21 protein-coding genes are annotated in these 24,590 nt (G+C 71.0%); 8 read left to right on the forward strand and 13 right to left on the reverse strand.

Annotated features, from left to right (window positions below):
* Positions 1-116 precede the first annotated feature (116 nt).
* Both ABGB14_RS26735 and ABGB14_RS26740 read right to left on the reverse strand, forming a co-directional pair.
* The gene (locus tag ABGB14_RS26735) at positions 117-899 is read right to left on the reverse strand and encodes a hypothetical protein (protein WP_347646560.1); all 783 of its coding nucleotides are present in this window, start codon (positions 897-899) and stop codon (positions 117-119) included.
* Positions 900-1,013: 114 nt separating this feature from the next.
* Positions 1,014-1,640, reverse strand: a complete 627-nt coding sequence (locus tag ABGB14_RS26740; protein WP_347646561.1) for a helix-turn-helix domain-containing protein — start codon at positions 1,638-1,640, stop codon at positions 1,014-1,016.
* 208 nt (positions 1,641-1,848) lie between these two features.
* Here ABGB14_RS26740 and ABGB14_RS26745 point away from each other — a divergent pair, with 208 nt between their 5' ends.
* The 6 genes from ABGB14_RS26745 (at position 1,849) to ABGB14_RS26770 (ending at position 9,775) form a co-directional block, all read left to right on the forward strand.
* Positions 1,849-2,886: a serine hydrolase domain-containing protein gene (locus tag ABGB14_RS26745; RefSeq protein ID WP_347646562.1), complete on the forward strand. Its 1,038-nt coding sequence runs from the start codon at positions 1,849-1,851 to the stop codon at positions 2,884-2,886.
* Between the two features lie 24 nt (positions 2,887-2,910).
* Positions 2,911-4,059 (forward strand): serine hydrolase domain-containing protein, encoded by a 1,149-nt coding sequence (locus ABGB14_RS26750; protein ID WP_347646563.1) that lies wholly within the window; start codon positions 2,911-2,913, stop codon positions 4,057-4,059.
* Positions 4,060-4,316: 257 nt separating this feature from the next.
* Positions 4,317-5,414, forward strand: coding sequence for a ThiF family adenylyltransferase (locus tag ABGB14_RS26755; protein ID WP_347646564.1), 1,098 nt, complete (start codon positions 4,317-4,319; stop codon positions 5,412-5,414).
* Positions 5,415-5,505: 91 nt separating this feature from the next.
* On the forward strand, positions 5,506-7,272 hold the full coding sequence (locus tag ABGB14_RS26760) for a hypothetical protein (protein WP_347646565.1): 1,767 nt from the start codon (positions 5,506-5,508) through the stop codon (positions 7,270-7,272).
* Positions 7,269-8,525 (forward strand): hypothetical protein, encoded by a 1,257-nt coding sequence (locus ABGB14_RS26765; RefSeq protein ID WP_347646566.1) that lies wholly within the window; start codon positions 7,269-7,271, stop codon positions 8,523-8,525. The genes ABGB14_RS26760 and ABGB14_RS26765 overlap by 4 nt, the downstream gene beginning before the upstream one ends.
* Positions 8,526-8,533: 8 nt before the next feature.
* Positions 8,534-9,775 (forward strand): MFS transporter, encoded by a 1,242-nt coding sequence (locus ABGB14_RS26770; protein WP_347646567.1) that lies wholly within the window; start codon positions 8,534-8,536, stop codon positions 9,773-9,775.
* Between the two features lie 4 nt (positions 9,776-9,779).
* Here ABGB14_RS26770 and ABGB14_RS26775 read toward each other — a convergent pair whose 3' ends face one another.
* The 11 genes from ABGB14_RS26775 to ABGB14_RS26825 all read right to left on the reverse strand — a co-directional run bounded on the left by ABGB14_RS26775 (position 9,780) and on the right by ABGB14_RS26825 (position 21,938).
* The gene (locus tag ABGB14_RS26775) at positions 9,780-10,964 is read right to left on the reverse strand and encodes a S8 family serine peptidase (protein WP_347646568.1); all 1,185 of its coding nucleotides are present in this window, start codon (positions 10,962-10,964) and stop codon (positions 9,780-9,782) included.
* Positions 10,961-11,665, reverse strand: a complete 705-nt coding sequence (locus tag ABGB14_RS26780) for a hypothetical protein (RefSeq protein ID WP_347646569.1) — start codon at positions 11,663-11,665, stop codon at positions 10,961-10,963. Before ABGB14_RS26780 ends, ABGB14_RS26775 begins: the two co-directional genes overlap by 4 nt.
* 679 nt (positions 11,666-12,344) lie before the next feature.
* Positions 12,345-13,022, reverse strand: coding sequence for a polysaccharide deacetylase family protein (locus tag ABGB14_RS26785; RefSeq protein ID WP_347646570.1), 678 nt, complete (start codon positions 13,020-13,022; stop codon positions 12,345-12,347).
* Between the two features lie 68 nt (positions 13,023-13,090).
* Positions 13,091-13,798, reverse strand: coding sequence for a class I SAM-dependent methyltransferase (locus ABGB14_RS26790; protein WP_347646571.1), 708 nt, complete (start codon positions 13,796-13,798; stop codon positions 13,091-13,093).
* A 3-nt stretch (positions 13,799-13,801) separates the two neighbouring features.
* On the reverse strand, positions 13,802-15,010 hold the full coding sequence (locus ABGB14_RS26795; protein WP_347646572.1) for a glycosyltransferase: 1,209 nt from the start codon (positions 15,008-15,010) through the stop codon (positions 13,802-13,804).
* 115 nt (positions 15,011-15,125) lie between these two features.
* Complete coding sequence (locus ABGB14_RS26800; protein ID WP_347646573.1) at positions 15,126-17,267, reverse strand: hypothetical protein; 2,142 nt, start codon at positions 17,265-17,267, stop codon at positions 15,126-15,128.
* Positions 17,264-18,493 (reverse strand): acyl-CoA reductase, encoded by a 1,230-nt coding sequence (locus tag ABGB14_RS26805; RefSeq protein WP_347646574.1) that lies wholly within the window; start codon positions 18,491-18,493, stop codon positions 17,264-17,266. Before ABGB14_RS26805 ends, ABGB14_RS26800 begins: the two co-directional genes overlap by 4 nt.
* Positions 18,493-19,527 (reverse strand): acyl-protein synthetase, encoded by a 1,035-nt coding sequence (locus tag ABGB14_RS26810; protein WP_347646575.1) that lies wholly within the window; start codon positions 19,525-19,527, stop codon positions 18,493-18,495. The genes ABGB14_RS26805 and ABGB14_RS26810 overlap by 1 nt, the downstream gene beginning before the upstream one ends.
* The gene (locus ABGB14_RS26815) at positions 19,524-20,960 is read right to left on the reverse strand and encodes an AMP-binding protein (RefSeq protein ID WP_347646576.1); all 1,437 of its coding nucleotides are present in this window, start codon (positions 20,958-20,960) and stop codon (positions 19,524-19,526) included. The genes ABGB14_RS26810 and ABGB14_RS26815 overlap by 4 nt, the downstream gene beginning before the upstream one ends.
* Positions 20,957-21,715, reverse strand: coding sequence for an SDR family oxidoreductase (locus ABGB14_RS26820; protein ID WP_347646577.1), 759 nt, complete (start codon positions 21,713-21,715; stop codon positions 20,957-20,959). The genes ABGB14_RS26815 and ABGB14_RS26820 overlap by 4 nt, the downstream gene beginning before the upstream one ends.
* A complete protein-coding gene (locus ABGB14_RS26825; protein ID WP_347646578.1) occupies positions 21,690-21,938 on the reverse strand; it encodes an acyl carrier protein in 249 nt (82 codons plus the stop codon). Before ABGB14_RS26825 ends, ABGB14_RS26820 begins: the two co-directional genes overlap by 26 nt.
* 164 nt (positions 21,939-22,102) lie before the next feature.
* Here ABGB14_RS26825 and ABGB14_RS26830 point away from each other — a divergent pair, with 164 nt between their 5' ends.
* Entirely contained in the window at positions 22,103-22,966 is an 864-nt protein-coding gene (locus ABGB14_RS26830; RefSeq protein ID WP_347646579.1) for a hypothetical protein, read from the forward strand.
* Complete coding sequence (locus ABGB14_RS26835; protein ID WP_347646580.1) at positions 22,963-24,579, forward strand: hypothetical protein; 1,617 nt, start codon at positions 22,963-22,965, stop codon at positions 24,577-24,579. Before ABGB14_RS26830 ends, ABGB14_RS26835 begins: the two co-directional genes overlap by 4 nt.
* The last annotated feature ends 11 nt before the right edge of the window (positions 24,580-24,590 follow it).

Consider the following 24,590-nt stretch of genomic DNA (forward strand, 5'->3'; position numbering starts at 1 on the left):
ACGCCTACCGCCCGGACTCGTAGCGACTGTCTAGACGGGCGGCGGTTTCCCGGCTGTTTCGCCCGTCGGCCGCGCGACGCCGGGCGGCGGATGACGCCCGGTGATCTGCTGGGTCCTCAGCGATCGGCCCGCTTCGGGCAGAGCAGGAAGGTGGTGCCCGTGTCCTGTGGGCTCTCCACCACGAGTCCGGTGGCGGACAGGACCTGCGCGATCAGATCCCGGTCGCCGGCCCACTGCAGCGCGAGCTCGTCGACCAGGTCACCTCGGGCGTCGAAACACGACGTGTGCGCCTGCGTGGTCCAGAAGACGGCCTTCGCCGACGCCCCGGCCTCGTGGACGTGCTGCCACGCTCCGGAGACCGTCGGCCAGAGGTCGGGCTCGGCGAAGTAGCCCTGCTCGGCGAGCCGGTCGAAGGCGCGTACGACGCGGCACAGGTCGGAGGAGACCTCGTCGCCCGCCAGGCAGGTGACGAACCCCTCCTCCGGCCTGTTCAGGCCGTGCACCGCGGCGAACAGCGCCTCCATCGCCTCGTCGGCCCGCCTGCTCAACTCCTCGGCGTCCAGGTCCAGCAGCGCGTCGTGGTCGTCGTCCCGCTCCGCCTGGCCGGGAACGGAGGCCACGAGAGCCTCCCGCGCGAACATCGACTGGATCCGTGACGGCAACCCGCCGCGCCAGGAGATCGTGACGTCCTTGACCAGCCCGCCGCCGGGCGCGAAGTGATCGGCCAGGTCGGCGGGCAGGCTCAGCAGGCCGCTCGTCTCGGTGTCGGCCGCGAACCGTCCCGCGTCCACGATCTGCCAGCCTTCGTCCCTCAACCGATCGAGTGCCTGGTCGAAGCGCTCACGCTGCGAACGGCGCGGCTCGAAGGCCGGCCGGGAGAACTCTTCGTGCGTGACCACGATGCTGCACCTCGTCGTTGCGGAAGGCCCGTGGCGCCAGGCGCCGAGCCAAGATCAAGTCCGCACCAGCGTAGTGGCTCTTCTCCGGCCTCCGACCAGGGTCCGTGCGGACCGTCAGTTCGTGCAGAGCTGGGAGTGCAGGGTGTCGTGGGCCCAGCGCTCGAACCGCTCGGGCGTCCAGCCCCGGTCACGCGTGAACACCAGGTAGAGCTCCGGGCTGAGCACGCCGTACAGCAGGTCGGCGGCGTGGGACACCTCGGGGCGTGCCCCCGGCTTGGCCATCAGGCTGTCCGCGGCGGTCCGTGTCACCGTGTAGCGCGGATCCCGCTCGTCGGGCCACATGTCGGCGATCTCCGGGTCGGTGGCCACGGCGATCTGCAGCACCTTGGTCATCGGAGCCACCCGCTCCAGCACCGCCCGGGTGCCCGCCACGTAAAGACGCAGGTGTTCCTGAGCGGTGGCGGCGTCCAGCGCGTCGCGGAACCACGGCCGGTCGAGGGTCGCCACGGGACGGTCGTCGCCCGCGATCGTGACGTCGACGAGCTCCTTGAGCAGGCGGCGTTTGTTGCCGAACACGAAGTAGACGGTCTGCACCGCCACGCCCGCCCTGTCGGCGATCTGCTGCAGCATGGTCGCGCCATAGCCCTGCGCCACGAACAGCTCCCCGGCGGCCTCCAGGATCCGGCGCCGGGTCTCGGCGGACTTCTGCGCCTTCTTGTTGGGCTTCCTGTCCTCGCTCACGGGGAGCAAGGCTAGCCGAACTCTAGATGCGGACTACAGAAGGGCCGGGGCGCCTCTCCCGGGAAACGAGGAGGAAACATCCACTCGGCCATAAAGGACGGCGAGGGGAGCTGGCGCGCCTGCCGGGGCCGGGCTCGACCCGGCCCCGGCAGTCGTGTGCCACCCCGCGCGAAATCTCACCCCCGGCCACGTGATCTGAGGAGACATCGTGAAACGTACGACGGCCGCCCTGGCGTGTGCCGTGCTGCTGACCCATCCCGCCCCCGCGGCGGCCGCCACCCCGTCCGGGATCGGGGACGTGCAGCGGGCCATGGAAGAGCTCGCCAAGGACGCCGGCGTGGTGGGCGTCATCAGCGAGGCGTTCCACGACGGCAGGCGCGTCGGCCGCGGCTCGGCCGGCTCCCGCCTGATCGGCGGCAAGGGCGGCAGGATCCCCTCTGACTCCCGCTACCGGGGCTGGTCGCACACGAAGGGCATGACCTCCGCCGTGATCGCGCAGCTGGTGGAGGAGGGCAAGCTCTCGCCGGACGACAAGCTCGGTGACCTGCTGCCGGTCGTCGTCGAGAAGGACCTGGTGGAGCGGGCCGGCGAGATCACCGTGGACCACCTGCTCAAGCACACCTCCGGCGTCCCCGACTACGGCGGGAAGCTCGACCTCTTCGACCTCACCTACCACTCACCGATGGATCTGCTGAAGGTCTCGCGAGGGCTGGAGCGCGAGCAGGAACCGGGCGAGAAGTTCTCCTACTCCAGCACCGGCTACGTTCTGCTCGGCCTGATCATCGAGAAGGAGACCGGCGACAGCCTGGGCGCGGCCTTCGCCAGGAGGCTGTGGGAGCCGCTGGGCATGACCAGCACCTACCTGCCCACCAGGCCCACGCAGCGCATCAAGGGCCCGCACGGGCACGGCTACTACCCCGATGACAAGGGCAGGCTGCGCGACGCCGACCGGCAGAACGCCACCAACGGGTGGGCGGCGGGCGGCGTCGTCTCCACCGCGAAGGACCTCGCCGCCTTCTGGCGCTATCAGGCCGGCAAGCGGCCCCCCAAGGAGCAGCCCGGCACGTGCATCGGCATCGCCGCCCTCGGGTCGGGCCCGGGATCCCTCGCCTATCTCTTCACTACGGAGGACGGGCGCTCGCAACTCGGCGTGAACATCACCCTGAAGGTCCCCAACACCAGCACCGGCGACCTGCCGGACAAGGTGCTGGAAACCGCCGAATCACTGCTCTGCCCCGCGCAGTGACGGGGCCCATCGAAAGGAAACATCATGAAACGTGCGACAGCGACCGGCCTGGCCGGGTTGGCCTGCGCGATGCTGACGTTGGGCGTCGCCGCGCCCGCCGCCACGGCCGCCGCGGACCGGCCCCGGCTGGGCAACGTGCAGAAGGCCCTGTCGGAGCTGGCGAAGAACAAGGAGATCGTGGGCGCGATCGGCGCAGCGTACATCGACGGCAGAAAGGCAGGCAAGGGCTCGGCCGGCACCCGCCTGCTGAACGACAAGGGCGGCAAAATCCCTGCGGGCGCCCGCTTCAGGATCGGGTCACAGACCAAGCTGATGACCCAGGTCGTCATCATGAAGCTGGTCACCGAGGGCAAGCTGTCGCTGGACGACAAGCTCAGCGACCTGCTGCCGGTTGTCGTCGAGAAGGACCTGGTGGAGCGGGCCGGCGAGATCACCGTGGAGCAGATGATCCACCACACCTCGGGCATCCCCAACTGGTACACCCCCGAACTCGTCGACGCCTTCGACTTCGACACCTACTACCCGCCGCTGGAGCTGGTGAAGAAGTCGCGCACAGTGGAGCGGTCGCAGGAGCCGGGGGAGAAGTTCTCCTACTCCAACACCAACTACATGCTCCTCGGGCTGATCATCGAGGACCTCACCGACCACTCCGTGTCCCGGGAGTTCGAGCGGCGCATCTACGATCCCCTTAACATGGACGACACCTACCTGCCCACCAAGTGGCCCGGTGGCATCAAGGGTCCGCACGGGCACGGCTACCACCCCGACAAGAACGGCAAGCTCCGCGACGTCGACCGCCTCAACATGAGCTACGGCTACGCCGCCGGCGGCGTGATCTCCACCACCGACGACCTGAGCACCTTCCACCGGGCGTTCGCCCTGGACAAGGTCCTGACGAAGGAGGAGAAGGAGGCGCTCAACGCCGGACGCCCCGCTCCCGAGCCGAAGTCGTCCGAGGCCAAGTCGAGCAAATCCGCCGATCCGCGGGTGTGCGGGGGCGAGTACGCGCCCGTGAAGGGCGGCTCGTCCGGATTCAGCGCACTCGCCTACACGTCACGGGACGGCAGGGTGCAGTTCGTCGTGTCCGTCACGATGGGCGCCAACCACACCGATCCCGCCATCGACCCGCTGGTCAAGAAGGCGGCCGAGGCCGTGCTCTGCCCCGAGAGCTAGGCCTCGCCGGCCCGGGAACGCGCGCCTGCGTCCATCGGCGGTCGTGCGCCACGCCCGGCGAGACCTGTCGGCGCCTCTCCATGCCGCATCCATGGATCGGACACGCCTGCGTCCCGGGCACCAGCCCTCAGAGAACATGCCGTTATATCGGTCTCATAGCCCTTTCATAGCGCTCATCTCTATCGTCGCTTCCTGTTGGAGCCGACACCGAACCGGCCCATCGACTGAATTGTTCGATCCCGGCCGGAGGTGCGAGGGTGCCGCAGGGTGCGTACGATGACCTGCTTCAGTTGCGGCAGAATGTCGCGACGTTGGTCGTCGAGTCGCGGATCGTCATCAACAGTCGTGGGCGGTCCCTTTCCGTTCCCTTCTCGCCGGCGTGGGCGGAAGCGGCCGAGGCCCTGATCACCGGCACGTCACGAGCAGAGTTTCTGTCCGGCGCGGGCGGCGGGTTGAACGCGGACGTCCAGGACACCGCCGAACGATTCCTCGAGGCGCTGGACGGCATAGGGGCGCTCCAGTCGCCGACCCGGCCAACGAGCGTCCCTGCCGCCGTGCTGGAACGCCATGCGCGCTCCTTGCGCTACTTCGGCGGGTACGAGACTTCGGACGTCGATCGCTTCGGATATCTCGAACGGCTCCGTTCGGCGCGCGTTTTCGTCCTCGGACTGGGCGGAGCCGGAAGCTGGATCGTCTACCAGCTGCTGCTGGCCGGCATCGGCACCATGACCGCCGCGGACGGCGACGTGGTCGCGGTCAGCAATCTGAACCGGACGGCGCTCGTGGACGCGGACGATGTCGGCCGGCCCAAGGCAGAGGTCCTGCAGGAGCGCCTCTCCTCGCTCTTCCCGGACGCCGACCTGCGATTCGAGCAGAAAATGATGGCTGGCCCCGAGGACATCGCGGTGGCCGCGCACGACAGCGACTTGATCATCGGAGCGGCGGACACCCCGCACCGGACCATCCGGCTGTGGGTGTCGCAGGCGTCGCTGCGCCTGGGCGTCCCCTCCATCCAGACCGGGGGCGGGCGGGTCGGTCCGTTCTTCGTGCCGGGACGATCTGCCTGCGCGGGCTGCCTCCAGGCGATGTTACTGGCCCGTGCCGGCCAGGCCGGTGCCGCCGTCCTCGCCGATCTCGACCGGTTCGCCCTGGTCGCGGCCAGCACGCTCTCCCCGCAGCCGTGCGCCGATTCAGCGCTGCTGGTCCAGGAGGCCGTGCGGCACCTCGCCGGCCACCAGGAGCCGGCCACCCTGAACCAGGTCATGCAGAAGGGCCCGAACCTTCTGGACGGACATTTCCTCAAGCTTGCTCCGCGCGACGACTGCCTGATCGGTTGCCGAACGCACGGGGCATGAAAATGAGCCTTTCTTTCAGATGGGGGGTGAACAGAATGCAGGAGATCGCTGTCTCGGACGAGGTCGTGGAGATGTACGACGTGCTCACTGAGTGGGAGTACGGCATCGACTAACCACTTCTGAATATGGTCGCCTGAGCGCCGCGCCTATCGGCGCTCAGGCGACCTTCGAACTCTACGGCCGGCAACGGTGGGCGGCCGACGCGGGGAAAAGGATGCTGCACGAAAACGACGTCAACGATCTCGTCAGGCGGACGATGCGTGTTTCCCTGCCCCTGTCGGTGACGGTGCTGGGCGACGGCCGCGTGGCCGTGGTCGAGGGCCATGGGGTTGCGGAGCGCGTGGTCGTCCGCGCACCGGACCGCGATGACCTCCATAACGTCCTCGGTGGCGGCGTCCGCCGGATCCTCGGCGACGCGGGCGGCCGCCTGCTCGCCGAGATCGGCGGCGGCTCGGCCCCGGCGGCGGTGGTCGCCCTGCCCTCCCTCGCCCGGGTCACCGACCTCGCGGACGGCGAGATGCCCTGCGTCGTCGGGTCCCAGCTCTGTGTCATCGGCCCGGTGGGAATACGGTTCCCTTCGGCGGAGCCCGAGAAGAAGCCCTGGGAAGCGAGCGGTCTGGGTGAGATCGTCCCCCAGCTGGTACGCGCGGTGGGGACCGCCGCAGTGGCCTGGGTGAGCGAGGATTCCGCAGGGTTCCATCTGCGGATCGTCTCCTGGCACGAGAGTGAACCGGAGATCACCACGATCACCCTGGACGCCCGGCCACAGGACCTGGCGGTCTCGCCGGCCGGGCGGCGGATCGCGTTGGTGCTCCGCGGCCGGGTGATCCTGGTCGAGGACGGCCGGGTCGTCGACGTCCCGGACGCCAGGGCGGAACCAGGGATCTGCTGGCTGGATGAGGAGAGGCTGTGCTGGATCAGCCGTCAGTGGCCCGACTCGGCGCTCGTCACACACTCGTTCGATGACGGCAGCCGGACGAGTGAGGTCTTCGCCGGGTGGACCTTGGGCCGGCTGTACCGCTCGGGTGATGCTGCCGCAGCGATCGCCACCCGGCACCGCAGGCCGCCGACGGCGATCGAGACGGCACGCCTGTCGCGTGCGGATCTCTCCCACCCGGAGTTCGGCTCGGTCGAGGTGTCCGGCGGCTCGCTGCGCACGATCACCTTCCCGCCCGACCGTCCGCCCACCGGCCTGGTGATCATGCTGCGTGGCGGTCCGTACGGCGAGTGGCTGCCCGGCTGGGATCCCATCGTGGAAACGATCGAGGAGAGCGGCTGGGTCGCCGTCCAGCTGGAGTCGCCCTACACCGCGGCCGTTCTCGGCCGCCTCCCGGTCTTTCGCCGGGGCCAGTTCGGTACGCGCGACGCGGCGCTGGTGGCAGAGGCGGCTAGCGCCTTGACGTACCGGTTCGGCCTGAACACCTCTCAGACAGCCTTCGTCGGGCACAGCTACGGTGCCTTCCTGGCCGCCCGCGCGACGGCCCACCTGGGGGCGCCGGTCGCCGGGCTGGTCACCATGAACGGTCCGTGGACCACGGGCGACCTGCTGGCCATGGGCGCCGACCCGGCGACGGGGAACAGCCTTTTGAGCAGGTTCCTCCGCCAGGCGTTCCCCGCGGACACGCAGCCGCCCGCTCCGGAGCAGGAGGCTCGCGATCTTCCGAAGCATTGGCGGGTCATTTATGGCACTGCCGACACCACGGCCTCCGCGGCGGTCACGGAGCGAGCCGTCAACCGGGACAGGCCGTCGGCCGTGCTCCGGCTCGACGGTGAGCCGCATATACCACGACGTCGAGAGTCCATCGCCGAGACGATGCGCTTTCTGGACACGTGGCTCAGAGGAGTTGGTTCGTCATGAACGCCAAGGCGGCGATGGCGGCGCTACGCGGCTACGCACCGCCCAGTGAACGCACCGCGCTCGCCATCCGCCTGCGGCACATGGCGGCGGCCGGACAGGACGAGGCGTGTGCCACGTATTTCGACCTGCGCTCCCCGTCGCCGCGGGCGCCGTTGCACGCGCGCACCACGTACCTGCTCGCTGACCTGCTGGTCAACGGCGGGACCAGACTTCCGCTGCCGATGGACACCATGGTGCCGAGCCGGTGGCGCCTGCTGGTCGCGGCCGGCTTCGGCAGGTTGGGGGACATCGGGCTCACGCTGGCGCCCTCCGCCGCCGCTGCGCCGGGCTCCCTGCTCGGCCGGGTCTGCGCCGGCATCGCCGAACCGCGCCGGCTACCGGACAACGCGTTCCGGCAGGCGGCGCAGATCCTGTGGCGGCTGGGCGCCAAGCAGAGCGTGCTCGATCTGTACGGGGTCGAGCCCGAGGCCGACCTGATCACGGCCATGGGAAAGAGCGACCGCCCGTCCGAGGTGGCCTCGACCTTCTTCCTCCAACATGGCACGAGCGACGCGCTTGAAGAGGCGCTGCTGGATCGGGCCGCGGACCCCACGCTGATGCACGCTGAACGCGTACGCCTCACCCGCTTCGTGCTGGTCCGGCGGGGGAAGGCGCGCCGGCCGACGGGCGACCGGCTCAGCCGTGCCTACGCGCTCGGCACGGCGATCCTGCAGGATCTCGCGGACGACACGGAGATCGACGAGTTCTCATCCGCCATGCTCCGCAGCACCTTGCACCGGGCCATGGCGTTCCGTCCCTTCCTCGACGGCCAGGCGCAGGCGGCGCTCGATCACCTGCTTGACGCGGACGCACTGCTGGCCGCGCAGCGACCGGACGACACCGCGCTGCGGTTACTGCTGCAGGACCACCACTTTCCCGCGCTCGAGACGCTCAGCCAGACCGCCGGCATGGTGGGCAGGCATGAGCTGGCAGCCCAAGCGGCGCATCGGCTGGTGGCTCTGGATCCGTACGACGCTCGATCATGGTTCGCCCTGGGCAAGGTGATGATCGGCCGGAACGACCCGCTCGGCGCGGCGGCGGCCTTCACCGCGGCGGCCTCGTGCGAGTTCGCCCAGCAGGCGCGGGCCTGCTACTTCGCGGCCGTTGCATACGCGGAAGCGGGCCTGACCGGCACGGCCGGACACTGGTTGCGCCGCTCCGCGGCGCTGGACCCGACGCCCCCGGCCCTCGAATCGCTCAGCCGTACCCTCTAAGGACAACCATGCCGTCCCCCGAAGCCGCCGCCCGGCCACGCCTTCCGCAGCACTTCGTCCTCACGTGGTCGGCGCTGGCCCTGTCCGCCGCCGGCGATCGGCTGTTCTTCGCCGCGGTGGCCTGGTTCGCCACCGCCCAGTACGGCGCCGCGGTGGGGACGCTCTCCGTCGGCCTTGCCCAATTTCTGCCGAGCGCGTTGCTGGCGCCGTTCGCGGGCGTGCTGGTCGACCGTCTGCCGCGGCACCGCCTGCTGGTCTGGTCGGACGCGGCCCGGCTGACCGCCTCGCTGGTCCTCGCCGGAGTGCTCTGGTGGTTCGGGCTCTCCCTCGGCGCGATCCTGGTCAGCGTAATGGTGCTCCGGGTCGCGGGGATGTTGTTCCAGCCGGCGTTGAAGTCGGCGCTCGGGACCGTGGCGCGCAACGAGGGCCAGCTGATCCGCCTCGATGTGTGGGTGCTCGCGGCCGGTATGGTCGCCGGCCTCTTGGGGCCCGGTCTGGCGGCGGTGGCAGTGACGGTCGGTGCGGCCACCGCGATGTTGATGAATGCCGGAACGTTTCTGCTGTCCCTCGCCGCCATGATCCGGGCCCGGCCGCTTTTCGCGCCGCAGGAGGCCACGCTGGACCGGGCGTCGTTGCGCCAGGCGTTCCATGGCTGGTGGAGCTCGGCAGCGGAGGGGCTCGCGGTCGTCCGTACGGATGCTGTGGTGTTACGGGTGGCGCCCACCCTGCCGGTCATCGACCTCGCCGCCGCCGGATTGACGCTTCTCCTGCCAGCTGTCCTGATGGGGCATGGGTACACCGGCGGACACTGGTACGGCCTGCTGACCGGGACGTGGGCGGCAGGCCGTTTCGCGGGGCTCTTCCTGACCCGTCGGTTGCTCGTGCACTCGCGCAAGGGCCCGGTCCTGGCTCTGAACGCCGTCGTCCAGGGTTTGGCCATGACGGGAATCGCCGTGGTCGACTCTCCCGGGGCGATGCTGGTGCTGTTCTTGCTGCTCGGTGTCCCGTCCGGGTGCGCGTCGGTCTGCGTGTCGGTGTACATCCAGACGAAGGTGCGAGAAGAGGTGCGCGGCCGGGTCTTCGCTCTCCTGGGCGCCGTCGTCGCGGCGGCGATGCCGCTCGGCCCCGTGGTGGCGGGCGCGGTCGCCGCCATCGATTCCGTGCCGGTCGCGATCGCCGTTCTGGGCGGCGTGCTGGCTGCCACGGGTCTCATCCCGCTGTTGAGCGGCCGGGTGTGGAACGCGGGATGACCGCTCAGGCGCGCCGCCGCCGTACCAGGAAGAACGTGCCGGTGAAGCACAGGAGCCCGATTCCTAGCCCCACGCCTCCGATGAGCAGGTATTCCTGGTCGAGCGGGGGATGGGCGATGGGTGAGTCGACCGGCCCGCCGCCGAAGTGTTTCTCCCCTTCGTACGCCGCCGCCTTCGGCTCGGCGCCCTTGGTCGTGGCCGCCGCCCGCACCGCGCGGTCCGCGTTGACCATTCCGTGGCCGAGGAACAGGGTGTAGCCGTTCGGGGGCTTCGTGGCGGTGCGGACGAGGATGTCGCGCACCTGCCGCGGGCTCAGATCGGGATTGCGCGACAACATCAGCGCCACCGCGCCCGCCGCCAGGGCGCACGCCGGCGAGGTGCCCTGGATCACCCGATAACCGCCGGTGTTGTGGGCGCTGCGGATGCCTACGCCCGGCGCGGCGATGGCGATGTACGAGCGCACCTGTGAGAACTCCGCGCGCCGCCCCTCCGGGCTGACGGCGGCCACGCCGAGTACCCCGGCGTGCGCGGCCGGGTAGGACACGATGTTGTTGGAGTCACTGTCGTGTGGCCGCCCACCGTTGCCCGCGCCGGCGAGCAGGATGACGCCCTTGCCGATGGCGTAGTCGACCGCCGCTGCGACATCCTCCTGATAGGAGAAGAAGTGGTTCCGCTCGTCGGTGCCCAACGACATCGAGATGACCTTGGCGCCCTTGTCGACCGCGTAGCGGATGCCCTCGGACAACGCTCGCTGCCCTTCCAGCATTGCTTTGCTGGGCTTGCCGGTCTCGGCCAACCTTTTCATGGCTTCTGTGAAGTCCACCCGGGCGGGGTCCTCGTCGTCATGAATGACCCTTACGGACAGCACGCGGGCTTTGGGCGCGACGGACAGGACGTTGGAGGCCATCGCGGTGCCGTGCTTGCCCCAGTACGACTGTCCCGGCTTTGCGCCCCCGCCGATGAAGTCGGGCCCGCTGGTCACCCGCCCCTTGAACTCCGGGTGCGTGGCCACCACCCCGGTGTCGAGCACCGCGACCGTGATGTTGTCCCCCTGGCTCGACTGGTGAGCCTCGGGGACGTCCATGACGTTGAGCTCCCAGCCGGTCGGCGCGTTGGCGCGGGCCGGCGCGGCCGCGGTAAGGAGCAGGGGAACGGTCAGTATGGCCGAGACGACACCTTTGCCTATCACGGTCTCGCCTTGTCGATCTGGGCCGCCAGATGGGCGGAGATGCTCTCGGACAGGCCGTCGGACGCTTTGGCCCACGGTGCCCGATCGGCGTTGTCGTCGCCGTCTCGATCACCCCAAGGCTGGGGGATCTTGCCCGGTCGACGCCCGTCGACAGGGCCTGCGGTGGCAGCGACGAACAGCTGTGCATTCGGGACCTGCACCGAGTAGGCGCCGCTGCCCGCCCGCGCGCTGTTCGTCCATTTGGTGCCGGGCGCGGCCAGAACCCGGATGCCGTAGTCGCGCTTGTCGTGCTGCGCTTGGTCAAGGATGGCATCCAGGTCGTTGTCGGCGTCGGGTTTGCCGAACGCGATGATGACCACGGTAGCTGCGGTCCCTCCCGAGTCGTTGACGTAGCTGGCGCGCATCGCTGCCATGCAGCCACGCTCGGCCGCCTCCTCTGCCAGCGTGCCGGCGAGGGCCTTGCCGCACGAGGTTTCGGACGACAGGGCGGCTCGAGTCCAGCCCTTACTGCCGGACTGGTCGCGCCGTTGCGGATCCCACATACCGATCGTCGCGGGGAACAGGGTCTCCGCCGGCAGGTTGCGCCACAAGTTCGTCACGTACTGCTTGTTGAGAATGTTCTGGTTGCTGTTGGAGATCGCCTTGGCGATGACCCCGCCGCCCACGAGCGTGCACACCAGCCCGAAGCCGGCGATCAGCACGCCGAGGACGATCCTGATCGGGCCGGGCTTGCCCTGCGGTGCGGGCGGCCGCTGGAATGGAGCGCCGGGTGGGGCCTGCCCCGCACCGGGCCATGGCCGCTGGTGGTGCTGTGGCGGTTGTTGGTATCCGAATGGTGGCGGCTGCCGCCCACCTGGCGGGTACCCCATGATGGCTCCTGTCGCGTGGCTTCGCGATCACGGGCGCGGGTGTGGCCGATCCGGCGACGCGGCGTTCCCCCGATCGCTGACGTGCGCATGGCACTTCAGCCACATTCTTAACCATGGAGAGGGACGCCGAAGGAGGAATCCACGGTGGCTTGGCCGAATTGGTGGGTGATGTGTCCTTTGCTCGCTCTGAACGGTCAGTCCTCGTCCAACCCGGCGTCGATCACCTGGCCAGGCATGAACTCACCACCTGCTTGACCACTAAGGATTCGATCCGGATTTGTTGCTTTGACCGTCACCTGTCAGGTGTGCTATAAATCTTGCCGCCGAGCGGGCAGATATTTTTGCCATTGATTAGTGTGCGCTCTCTACGGTCATTTCCCGCGAGGTCATGGTGTCATGAGACGACGCGCGAGCAGTTCGCCCATGGCCGGCGCATGCCCACCAACTGGTCACGCCGGCACCGCGCCTGCGTCGCCGCCTCCCGGGAGCGCCATGACGCCCGCCAGGCCGGCTAGGGGTAGCTCTCGCCGGCGACCGGCCGCTTGCCCCGCAGCAGCGTCGGCACGGTGACCAGGTGGTAACCCCGCTTCTTGAGCTCCTTGACGACGCCCGGCAGGGCCTTCGCCGTCGCCGGGACCACGTCGTGCATCAGCAGCACGCCGTCGCGCTTGGCCAGCCTCAGCACGGCCGCCTTGATCTTCTTCGGGTCACGCAGCTTCCAGTCGAGCGTCGTGCCCGTCCACAACACCTGCGCGAGGTCCGTCTGCGCGGCCAGATTCAGCACCCGCTCGTCGGTGTGCCCGTAGGGCGGGCGGAACATCGCGGGCCGGTGCCCCGTGGCCTTCTCGATCACCCGCTGGGTGACCTTGAGCTCGTCGAGGATCCTGTCGTCGTTGTAGGACGGCAGGGAGGCGTGGGCGTAGGTGTGGTTGCCGATCGCGTGCCCCTGCGTCAGGATCTGCCTGGCGAGCTTCGGGCGTTTCTCCACCTGCTTGCCCACCAGGAAGAAGGTGGCCTTCGCGCCCGCCTTCCTGAGCGTCTTGAGCACGGCGGGCGTGGTCGCGCCCGGTCCGTCGTCGAACGTCAGCGCCAGGCACTTGACCCGCTTGCAGTCGACGGCCGCCTGGGCCGGGAGCGAGGTCGTGGAGGTCAGGGCCAGCGAGGCTGCGAGCACGGCTTGGATCACCACAGAAGACAGCCTAGAGCCATCGCCACCCCCGGAAGTGCCGCCCGCACATCACTTTCCGGGCACTGTCCTCATACCAGCCGGGCACGCAGGAACAGCGAGACGCCCTTGCGCGAGCCCACCGGCAGATACCTCTCGGCGCGGACGACCGCCGACAGGCCGGCGTTGACGAGGAACGGCGTCCTCTTCAGGTCGCTGCCCGCCGACCGGCGCCGGTGCCGCAGCACGAGCGGGCGCAGCAGGACGTTCCAGCTCCAGACCCGGTCGACGGTCAGCCCTGCGCGGCGTACCACGCTGACCAGCGACTCGCGGCCGTAACGCCGTACGTGGCCGACGGCGTGGTCGTGCGCCGACCACAGCGCCATGTCGCTCGGCACCGCGATCAGGGCGTGCCCGCCGGGCGCCAGCACCCTGGCGATCTCCTCGGTGACCAGGTGGTCCTCGCGGATGTGCTCGAGCACGTCGAAGGCGGTCACCAGCCCCATGCTGCCCGACGCGAACGGCAGCGCCCTGGCGTCGGCGTGCACGGCCCTGAGCCCGCGCTCCCTGGCCAGTTCGACCGCCGTCTCGCTGTAGTCGGTGGCGGTGGCGTCCCAGCCGGCCTCGACCAGCACCCGGGTGTTGCCACCGCCAGCGGCGCCGATGTCCAGCGCCCGCCTCAAGGGGGCGGGCTGCGGGCCGAGCTCGCGCAGCTGCCGGCGGAGGATGGCCCGGCGCTCGCGATACCACCAGTGGCTGTCCTCGAGCTCGATCAGGCGGCGGATCTCAGTCGTCTCCATCGATCATTTCCTCGGGAAGACCCAGCGGTCCAGGGCCGTGAAGCGGATCAGGGTGAGCAGGCAGTACGTGGCGACGACCACGCCCACTTCGGCCAGCCGCCCGGAGCCTGGGGGCACCTTGAGCACGGCCACGGTGGTGAGGGCATAGTTCGCGAGGAAGAGCAGAAATGCTCGGAAATGCACGGTGGTGCGTTTCCTGAAGGTCCATCGGCGGTTGGCCTCGATGTTGATGATCCCCGTGAGGACGAGCGCACCGAGATTCGTCATGGCCGGTGACCATATATCGCGCAGCGGGAGATAAATGAGGGTGTACAGGACGACGGAGAAGACACCTATCGCCGCGAACGACAGGAATTTCGCCAGCGTCACCGCCCGCGGCCGGGTGACCACCGCGTCCGGATGCGTGGGCCTCGGCTCCGACCGCCGCACCGCGACCGAGGCCCGGCCCGTCGACATCGACCAGGCGACCCTGGCCAGCCCCTTCAGATCGTCGAGCGCCGTCCGCACCACGCGCACGCGCGAATCGGTGTCCTCGATCCAGTCGACCGGCACCTCATGCACGCGCAGCCCGTTGTGCTCGGCCAGCAGCAGCAGCTCGGTGTCGAAGAACCACGCGTCGTCCTCGACCTTGTCCATCAGCGGCCTGACCACGTCGGTCCTGGCCGCCTTGAAGCCGCACTGGGCGTCGCTGAACCGGACGCCGAAACCGTACCTGAGCAGGGCGTTGTAGGCGCGCGACACGACCTCGCGGCGCAGCGAGCGGCGGGTGCGCGCGCTGTGCGCCAGCCGCGTGCCGATGGCGATCTCCGAATGCCCGCTGGCCACCGACGCCACCAGCGGGAACAGGGCGTCGAGGTCGGTGGACAGGTCGACGTCCATGTACGCCACGATGTCGGCAGGGCTGTCGCGCCAGGCCGCCCGCAGCGCCGCGCCCCTGCCCCTGATGTCGAGCCGGCGGGCGTGCACCAGGTCGAACTCCCCGGCCAGCGCGGTGGCGACCCCCCAGGTGCCGTCGGTGCTGCCGTTGTCGACGATCGTGATGCGCCAGGGCAGCGGGAAACGTTCGTCGAGAAACCTGGCCAGCGTGCGTACGCAGCCCGGCAGAGCGCGCTCTTCGTTGAGCACGGGGATGACGATGTCCACCCATGCCAGCCGGTTGGCGGCGTCATCGGCGAGGCTGGGGCGCGGCTCCAGGGCGGCACGCGTGTTCATAGAATCCCCATCTGTTATCTCGTGGCCGTGGCTCCACGAAAATGGTGCGGGGGATGTCGAGCGAGACGGGCGCGGTTTCTCGTCATCGTTCCATGAAAGGGCATTATCTTTACCTTCAGAAAAGCTCGTAGACCGAGGAGCTCTCGTTCCGGAAACGCAGCTGGGCGAATCTCTCCAGCTTCCGATTTTTGTCGGTGAAAAGCCATCTGACGCCATATTTCTGGGCGAGATGCCGCACGTTCTCCGCCGTCGGCCGCTGGAACACCGCGTCGTTCGCCGCCAGCCGCGCCGGATCGGCGAACGGCACGTCGAGGTAGGACGCCCTGAACAGCGGGGTCCGCGACAACGTGCTCTCGGCGTACGCCCACCCCTCCACCAGCACCCGCCGCTCCGTGAACCCGGCCACCCAGTAGTGCCTGCTGTCGCACGGCGACTCCGTGACCGGGCGGCAGTGCAGGTCGGTGGCCACCACGTCGCCCGGCGACGAATGATCGCGCAGCCACCGGCCCGCCTCCATCGCCCCGTCGGGGATCTCCCGCTTACGCTCGCCCTCCTCGGGGATGACGTGCGCGGCCACGTCGCGCGCCGACTCCGGCAGCGCGTACCCCGCGAGCAGCGCCACCACCGCCAGCCCGAACCCCCGCCGCCACAGCGGCAACGCCGCCGCCGCGAGCACCGCGTACGGCACCGCCACCGCCGCCAGCACATCGCCGCCGACGCCGGGAGCCGAGACCAGCAGGGCGGCGCCCGCACCCATCCCCACCAGGCAGGTCACGATCGGCCACGGCACCGGCCGCGCCGCCAGCACCCCGCACACGGCGGCGATCGACAGGTAGGGACGCGCGCCTTCGAGGAAGTACAGCTGCGACAACGACGGATGCCCGAACACCACGGCCGCGCCGACGCCCGCCGCCCCGATGCCCAGCACCAGCAACATCGGCGGCTCCAGCGCCCGCCGCCCCAGCGCGGCCGCCCCGCCCCACACGCACGCCAGGCAGAACAGGTGCACCGCCGTCAGCACCACCAGCGGCCAGGCAGGCACGGACGCCAGCTCCGGCATCCCGATGTCCGCCACCGACCCCCAGAGCGAGCGCATGGTGGCGAACGGCGCGACCGCCGTGCCCTGGGCGCCGCGCCCGAACACCACGAACTGGGCGACCAGCAGGCACACCAGCGTGAGGCCCGCGGCAGCCGCCTGCTCCGCGCGCACCCGCCGCTCCACCACCCCGCGCACGGCCATCACCAGCAGCAGCCCCGCCAGCAGCAACGGCAGGAACGTGGCCTTCGCCCCGGTCAGCGCGAGCAGCAGCACGGCGAGCGCCACCCAGCTCCGCCGCCCGCCGGCCAGCATCAGCACCACGGGCGCGAACAGCAGCGCCCCCAACGTCTGCGTGGGGCTCGCCCAGGCGGTGAACATCGACCGCGACGTGAAGCTCACGCCCTCCTGCAACGCCGGGCTGAACAGGAAGTACGTGACCCCCACCGCCGCGATCCCCGCCCCCCAGCGCCCGCCGAGCCGGCGTCCGAGCACCGCGACCAGCATGACCATCGCCAGCATCATCGGCAGCGTGGACAGCCGGTAGACCAGCGTCACCGGCTCGATCCCGGTGACCCAGCTCGTCGCCGCCATGTCGGCGTAGACGAACCAGTGGTAGGAGAGCCGCTCGCCCAGCACCGACGGCAGCGTGGGCGGCACGTGGTGCTTGACCTCGCCGACCAGCGCCAGGTGGTAGGGCATGTCGACGTACGCGCTGGAGACCGGGTGGCGGTGGAGCGAGATCACGCACCACGCCACCAGGTAGCCGGCCACCGCGGCGAGCGCCCAGGCGCACCAGCCCGGCACGCGCTCCCGGCCGGGCGCCCCACGCCAGTGCCGCCACAGGCGCGGCACGCAGAGGAAGGTGCACACCACGGCCACGGGCGGCGCCAGCACCAGCAGCGGCAGCCCCGCGGCCCGGGCCGGGATGTAGGCCAGCACCTCGACCGCGTATCCCAGCGCCAGCCCGGCCGCGAGATCCTCCGCCGGCGTCCGGCCGCCCCCGGTCAGCGCCCGCCACAGCAGCGTCCCAGGCAGCGCCACGCCGGCGCCGACGTACGCCGCGAAGGCCGCCAGGTCACGGGCGGGAACGCCGCACCACAGCAGCGCGGCCACCGTGCCCGCGCCCACCAGCAGGGCGGGTGCCCAGCCCGGGCCGAACCCGCGCCCCGGCGAGCCGGGAGGGCGGACCTGCGTGCTCTCGGGCGCCGCCAGCGTCATCGGGTCACGGTCACCAGTCGGGTGAACTCGGCGGGCAGGTCGACGCCGTCCCACACCCGGTGGAAGCTCAGCGCGCCGCCGACGGGCACCATCCGGTCGACCCCTCGCCCGGCCAGCCCTCTGGCCAGCTCGTCCAGCTCCGCCCCGGCGAACCCGAAATGCGTCATCGTCTGGTCGCGCCGCTCGACCAGCGCGCCGAGCTCCGCCAGCGCGCCGATCCTGGCGTGCGTGAACGTCCCCGCTCCCAGCCACCGCCTGGGCGGCGCGGCGCCCTCGGCCAGCGTCACGTCCGCCAGCGCGTTGCCCCGGAACTCCACCCGCTCCGCCACCCCGTCGGCGGCCAGCCCGTAGGCGGCGACCCGCTTCTCCACCGCCATCGCCGCATCGACCTCCCACCCGCGCTCGCCCAGCACCCGCGCGACGTGCTCGGCGAAGCCGGCCCGCGCCGCGTCGCAGTCGCTCGGCGTCCCCACCCAGAACACGGTCCTGGGGGACGAGCAGGCCGCCTGGTCGAACCAGTAGGCGTCGTTGACGAACCCCTCGGCCACCCTGACCCGCGCCGCGTCGGGCGCGCCCGACCACGCCGCCGCCCGGATCACCGCGAACGACGACCGGTCGGGGAAGGCCAGGTCACGGGCGTGCGGGGCGAGCGGGTGCCGCCGCAGCGCCTGCACGGTGGCGTCGCCGCCCCACACCACCCGCAGGTCGCAGGCGGCGCAGAGCGCGGCGGTCACGGCGTCGTCGCGGTCGTAGGAGACGATCCGCTGGGTGGCGCCGATCACCGGGTCGGCCTCGGCCAGCGCCTCGTGCAGCGTGTCGAGGATGACCCCGGCCACCGGGCCCGAGCGCGGCGACAGGCGCACGATGTTGCGGTTGCCCATCAGGGCCGACAGCGCCCACGAGTAGACGAAGACGGTGTCGACGTTCGCGGGAGGGACGTGGAAGACCAGGCCGCGCGGGACGCGTACGTGCTCGCCGGCCAGCCCCTCCACCGTGCGGGCCAGCTCGCTGGGCCGCAGGAAGAAGCCGAGCGAGCCGAGCTCGGGATGCCGGCGTGCCAGTGCGGGCCGCAGCAGCCGCCTGCCGAACGCGGTGAGGAACGCGCGGACCCGCTCGTCACCCGTCTCCAGCCGGCCGCGCACCTGCCCGAGCAGCACCTCGACGGGCACCCCCTCGACGGGTGGCGCGGTGGCGGGGAACCTGACCGTCACCTCCGGGCCCGGCATCAGCCGCCCTGCCCGAACGTGTCGCTGCAACCCCGCGCCTCGGCCCGCGGCAACCTGCCGAGCACCTCGAACCGGCGCCCCGGCAGGCACCCGTCGTCGACGCCGCGCACCACGCCCACGTCCTCCGTCAGCAGGACGTGCCCCGGATAGGACGTCGGCAGCGTGCTGACCACCTCGATCAGCCCCGGCACGCCGGGTGGCGCCTCCTGCCACGTCTGCGGGTCGCGGATCACGACGTCGGCGAAGTCGGGGCAGTAGAGCCCGTCGCCGTCCGGCCCCTCCAGGAACACGGTGCCGATCTGCTCGACCATCCCGTAGAAGTTGTGCACGCGGCTCAGCCCGCACTCGTCCGCCAGCCGCCGCCGGAACCCGGCGTTGTCCACCGCCTGCTCGGCCAGCCGCTTCCAGCCGCCCGAGTGGATCAGCACCCCCTGCGACAGGTCCGCGCCGAGGCCGCGCAGGTGGAGCCAGACCATGAACGTGAACCCGAAGACCAGGAACCGTTCGCGGCCGTGCCGCGCCAGGAAGCCCTTGACCGCCTCCGCGTCCACCCGGCCCCGCTCGTCGAGCACGAACGTGTGGTCCCTGCCGAAGTTCATCATCCCGAGCACGCCGGCGCCGCGCGCGCTCAGCGCCGGGTCACGCACCACGGAGCGGCTGTCGACGACCAGCATCGGCAGCCGCCGCTCGCCCAGCAGCCCTCTGAACGTGGCTGCCAGCATCCGGGTCTGCGCGGCCGCCGCCTCGCGGTCGAGGAACACCCGGCTCGGCCGCTGCCCGGTCGTGCCGCTGGACGTCAGCACCCTGAACACCTGGTCTTCGCGTACGCTGCGCAACTCGTGCGTCTTGAACAGCCGCACCGGCAACCACGGCAGGTCGGCCACCCGCTCGTAGGGAGGCCGCGCGCCGATCGCGTCGAGAATCCGGTCGTAGGGCGGGCACGCCTGCCGGTGCCGCTCGGTCAGCGCCGCCAGCGCCGGCGCCAGCACCGCCTCCCGCTCGGCCCCGCCCAGCGTGAACACGCCCGAGGTCATGCGTGGGACTCCAGCGCGCGGTAGTCGATCTTGCCGTTGGCCAGGAGGGGGAGCCGGTCGACGCTGCGGACGTCGAACCCGCTCCAGTGCACGCGCAACTCCGCGCCGAGCCGCCGGGCCAGCCCCGCGCAGCCCGCCGCGTCGAGCCCTTCCGTCCACACCGTGACCCGGTCGTCGCCGCTGGTGGCCGCCGCCGGTCCGGAGGCGGCCAGCAGGCGCTCGACGTCGTCGAGGTTGACCCGCACGCCGAAGATCTTGGCGATGCGCTTGAGCCGCCCGGTGATGTGGAGGAACCCCTCGGGGTCGAGCCGGCCGAGGTCGCCCGTGCGCAGCACCCCGCCGAGGTCGTCGCCCCTCGCGAGGTCGGCCGCGGTCTCCGCGTAGCCCATCATGACGTTGGGACCGTGGAAGACGACCTCTCCGGCGTCGATGGTCAGCCGGCCCCCGGAGATGGCGAGCCCGGCCGAGCCCGGCTTGTCGGCGAGCCGGTCAGGAGGCAGGACGGCGATGCGGGCCGTGGCCTCGGTCTGCCCGTACATGACGAAGAACCGGTCGGCCTGAGCGGCGAACTCCTTGACCAGCTCCTCGCTGAGCCGCCCGCCCGCCTGCGTGAACGTGGCGAGCGCGGGGTGCTCGGCCCGGTCGTAACGTAGCCGGCGCAACATTTCGTACTGGTAGGGGACGGCCGCCAGCGACGTGCAGTGGTGGGCGTCGAGGTGGGTCCAGAACGAGCGCTCCAGCAGCCCCGCCTCGGTCAGCACGACGGTGGCCCCCGCCATCAGGTGGCTGTTGAGCACCGACAGGCCGTAGCTGTAGTGCAGCGGCAGGCTGGTGGGCACGATCTCGGCGGGCTCGATGGACAGCGCCGTGACGATGGCGGCGGCGTTGGCGAGCACGGCCCGGCGCGAGAGGCGGACGAGCCGGGGATTGCCGGTGGAGCCGGACGTGGCGAGCAGGACCGCCAGGTCGGGATGCGGCTCGGGCGCGTGACCCGCGTCGCGGTGGGACGGAGGCCGTGGCGCCCGCGGGGGGCGCGGTGACGAGCCGTCGGCCGCGTGGGTGAACCCGAGCAGCGCGGCCGGCCGGAACCGGCCCGCCAGGTCGGCCAGCGCCCCGACGGGCAGGTCGGGGTCGAGCAGCGCGATCGGCCGGCCGGAGCGCCAGGCGGCGAGATAGCGCAGCACCGACCCGAGGTTGTTGCGCATCCCGCAGAACAGCGGCCCCGGCCGCAGCCGGGCCAGGGCCTCGGCGGCGCGGTCGATGTGGTCACCCAGCTCACCGCCCGAGAGCGCTGCATCGTCGCCCGCGACGACGAGCCGGGCCTCCGGGTGGGGGAACGGGGGCTCCTGGGCACCGTGGCCCGCGGCCCACCCGTGGAGCGAGCGCGGGTTGTGCCCGTGGGGAGGCTGGGAGCGGGGCGTGGGCGTGGTCACGGCACCAGCCCGCCGTCCACGCCGAGGACCTGGCCGGTGATGAAACCGGCGTCGGAGGAGAGCAGGAACGCCGTGGCACGGGCGACGTCGGCCGGCCTGCCGAGGCGCCCGAGCGGGGTCGCCGCGACCGTGGCCGTGCGGGTGTGCTCGTCGAGCGTGCTGAGCATGTCGGTCTGGATGTAGCCGGGCGCCACGGCGTTGACGCGGATGCCGGCGGGCCCCAGCTCCTTGGCGGCGGCCAGGGTGAGGCCGATGATCGAGGCCTTGGTCGCGGAGTAGACGGCCTGGCCGGCGCCGCCCGCGCGGCCCATGATCGAGGAGACGAGCACCACGGCGGGGCTGGTGCCCCGGCGCAGCAGCCGGAGCGAGGCCTGCAGGGTGTGCGTGGCGCCGATCGCGTTGACCTCGAAGAGGCGGCCGATGGTGTCGGGGCGGACCATGCCGAGCAGCCCCGCGGCGTGCACGCCCGCGTTGATCACCAGGGAGTCGAGCCGGCCGTGCCGCTGGTAGATGCGCCGCATCATGGCCGAGACGAGCCCGGGATCGGCCACGTCGCCGTGGACGGAGCCGGTCAGGCCGCCGGTCTCGGCGGCCACGTCGGCGGCGACCTTCGCGGCCCGCTCCTCGTCGCGGCCGTGGAGCACGACGTCGTGACCGGCGGCGGCCAGCGCGGTCGCGATGGCCCGGCCGATGCCCGCCGTCGAACCCGTGACCAGGGTGACCCTGGCCTCAGCGGGCGGCAGCGCCGACGCCATGCTTCTCCAGCAGCTCGGCCGCCTTCGCGAACGAGCCCATGTCGATCATCTCGTCGGTGTCGATCATGACGGAGAACTCGTCCTCCATCGCGGCGATCAACGCCATGTGGGCCAGGGAGTCCCACTGCGGGATGGCACGGTATTCGAGCCCGTCGACGTCGGCGCCGTCAGGCAGGTTGAGCGCCATGCGGAAGGTGGCCCGCAGGCGGTCGAGATGACTCATGATCACTCACTCTCTGTCCTCAAGGCGCGACCCAGTGTATCCGCGATCGACAGGTGAGGAGAAACCAAGGCCCCGTGGTGGGTAATGGAAGCGTATAACGACGCGTGGGCTGTGCGGAGGGCTGGGAATGTCGGCTGGGACACGCCAACCGTACGGGGGAAATGATGGACGAATCCAATCACTGGTACGGACACTCCCGCATTCTCGGCAAATATTGCGGCCTGCCGGACGAGCTGCCGAAGCGCATCCAGGGGTTTCTCCAGCACGGATGGAACTATCTCCACGGATTTCCCCCGAACGACCACTGGTGCAGCCCTGGCTATCCACGTTTCATCTGGTCGGACGCGCTGCGCCGCCGTGGCTGGTCCATGGGCCGCCGGGGGCACTATCTGATCGGCGCGCCGTGGATTTACCTCCTTCACCTCGAGCCGGACTTGGGCGTGGTTCCCGATCGTGAAGGTACGATCTGGTATCCCTTTCATGGATGGGAGAAGCATTCCGTCAGTGGTGACCATGGTCGACTTGCCGATGAAATACGAGATGTCGAGACCGACCCGGTCACGGTCTGCCTTTACTGGCTGGAGTTCGCAAATCCGGACATTCGGCGGGCGTACGAGTCGAAAGGTTTCCGGGTCATCTGCCATGGCGAGCGCGGATCCCGCTGGGATGCGAAGGGGCGTGACTTCCTGCGCAAGCAACTGCGCCAGTTGCGGCGCCACCGCAGGGTGGCCTCCAACAGGCTCGGCAGCGCGCTGTTCTACGGCGCGTCGGTGGGCTGCGAAGTGGCCGTGTACGGCGATCCGATGCAGTTCGAGGACGAACGGCCGGAATACGGCGGCGCGGCGCGCCGCATGAGGCTCTGGCCCGAACTGCACGGCACGACCGTCGACCCCGGGCTGGCAGCGGAGACGGCGAGGCAGGAGCTGGGTTTCGACTATCAGGCGACACCGGAGGAGCTGCGGCGAATGTTCGGATGGAAGCGGGTGCGCTGTGGATCCCCGGCGACCGGGCACGGAGCGAGGTCATGAGCACGCGCATGAGCGAGGCGCCCGAGAACGTCCGGCTGATCGGCGGCGAGATGTTGCTGTGGTCCGACCTGTCCAACATGGGCGGCATCACGGACTGGCGCGGCGCGGCACTCGAGCTGGTCAGGCGGATGACCCCGGCGAGCGGCAGGGTCCTGCTGGTCGGGCCGCATCCACAGGCGCTGGTGGACGAGGTCGTCGCGCTGGCTTCCGAGGCGGCGACGCTGGTGCGCTCCTACCCCGACGCGTGCGCGCTCGGCTCGCGGCACCCGGGGCTGGAGGTGTTCTGCGGCCGGCTGGAGATGCTGGACGCCGACGAGCCGTACGACCTGGTTCTCGCGATCGACGGGCTGGCGCGCACCCACTCCGCCGAGGCGCCGGCCGCCGGGTGGAAGGAGTCGGTGGCCGCGCTCGCGGCGCTGGTCGCGCCCGGCGGGCGGCTGGTGCTCGGCGTACGCAACGACCTGGGCATCGACCGGTTCATCGAGGCCAGGCCCGCTGACCGGGAGGGCGGCGACGACCAGTGGGCGCCGCACGGTTTCGACCCTGGCTACCCCAGCGGGCCGCTGGCCGTCGACCGCGGCCTGGAGTCCGCGGGTCTGGTCGTGCAGCGCCGCTACGCGGCCTACCCCGGACGCCAGGCGCCGCGCGCGCTGCTGGCCAGCGAGGCGCTGGCCGGCGACCTGCCCGACGCGCTCACGTTCCCGCTCAGCGCGCGCGGCGGCGACCGGATGCTGGCGGCCGACCCGTTGCGGCTGACCCGCGTGGTGTTCCGCCACCGCCTGGGCGAGGAGCTGGCGCCGCTCTGGGTCGCCGTCGCCACCCGCCCGCCGGTCACCCCAGGCGTCGAGGGCGATCTGCCGCTGGGCCTGATCGAGGAGGGCGCGGCCCTGTACGAGTTCACCGGCACGGCAACCCGGCGGCTGCCCGACGGCGACGAGCGCCGGATCCCCACCGGCCGGGTCGTCGAGGAGATCCTCGTCGAGGCCTGCGCCCGCGAGGACGTCAGAGCCGTACGCGACCTGCTCGCCCGTCTCGCCGAGTGGCTGGAGGGCGGCGGCGCCGTCGTGGCCGCGGCCGACAGCCTCGTCCACGACGGCACGCGCTTCGCCGCGATCAGCCCCGCGGCGGCGCCGTCCATGCCTCCCGAGCCGCGCGTCGTGCTCTGCCGGATCCTGTGGCGGTTCGCGGACAGGCTGCTGGCGGCCGGGCACCACCATCCGTGGCCGTGGCCGTTGGAGGCCGACCAGCTCGCGCTGACGCTGTGCGGCATGGCCGGGCGGCCATGCGACCGGAACGACCTCGACCGGGCCAGGAAGTTCGACGCCGAGCTCGGCCAGCCCGCCGAGCCGGCCGAGCAGGCCCCCACCTACCGTGACCTGCTCGGCGCCCGCGACCGCCTGGCCGACCAGCTCACCGCCGCCCTGGCCAGGATCGCCCGCCTGGAGACCAAGCTGACCTACCGCGAACGCGAGCTGGTCAGGTCGAAGTCCCGCCTGCGCAGGACGCAGCGCAGGGCCACCGCCTACAGAAGAACCCTCGGATACCGCCTCTCCCGCCGCCTGGCCCGCCCTCGCAAGGTCGCCCGCCGAGTCATCCGCCTGTTGTCCGGTTGACGTAACGATGA

This window comes from Nonomuraea sp. B10E15 (genome assembly GCF_039871615.1).
In the GTDB taxonomy this organism is placed as follows: domain Bacteria; phylum Actinomycetota; class Actinomycetes; order Streptosporangiales; family Streptosporangiaceae; genus Nonomuraea.